This is a genomic window from Pseudoalteromonas sp. SG41-5 (assembly GCF_014164495.1).
Taxonomy (GTDB): domain Bacteria; phylum Pseudomonadota; class Gammaproteobacteria; order Enterobacterales; family Alteromonadaceae; genus Pseudoalteromonas; species Pseudoalteromonas rhizosphaerae.
Genome location: NZ_JACJFH010000273.1, coordinates 1 through 603 on the forward strand (window position 1 = coordinate 1; position 603 = coordinate 603).

The window sequence follows — 603 nt, forward strand, 5'->3', positions numbered from 1 at the left end:
CAACAATTAAATAAGGCCTGATATTTTCTTCTACTTCTCCTGTGCTTATCCATGCATAAGCAGGTAAATTTTTAGCTAATTTATAACCATTTTTATTTATTGCCAGTTCACCGTAGTAAATTCTGTTCTCTGACTTATCTAACCACTCAACCGCTACTTTTTCTGGGAATTTTTGATCGTAAACACCAACCATAGCTCCCGCTGTGGCTCGACAACAAGACATAGTTCCTGCGGGTACATCCCACTTGTCATCAAACTTAATTAAAGTCACAAATATATTATTGCCTTCATCTGTTGAACCCGATACAACCATATAGTCGATTTCACCTGTTGTTGCACAGCCGTCTAGTAATACAGCAAACAAGCTAGTAAGAAGTAACTTTAAGATTTTGTCCATAATCTATATCCATTTATTAATTGTAATTGCCATTGCTCACTCTTTTCAGCTTGTTCTGGCTGATTGTAAAAAAGCTCACGTTGTTGGTTTTTAGTGGTGAATTCAGCGTCTTCTTCAGGGCCATGAGCAATCGCATCAATCGTTGCTGAATATTTAACACTGTGGTGGATGTAATCTTTATATAAAGCCTGCCAGGCATCACTTTG

The 603-nt window shown here is 37.5% G+C and carries 1 protein-coding gene and 1 pseudogene; both read right to left on the reverse strand.

Annotated elements, in window-relative coordinates:
• Window positions 1–397 (reverse strand): DUF2931 domain-containing protein (locus H5232_RS23560; protein ID WP_182719529.1); only part of this gene is annotated, 397 nt, incomplete at its 3' end.
• Window positions 382–603, reverse strand: a pseudogene (locus tag H5232_RS23565) (DUF2235 domain-containing protein); the annotation flags it as partial. The gene H5232_RS23560 and the pseudogene H5232_RS23565, both read right to left, overlap by 16 nt.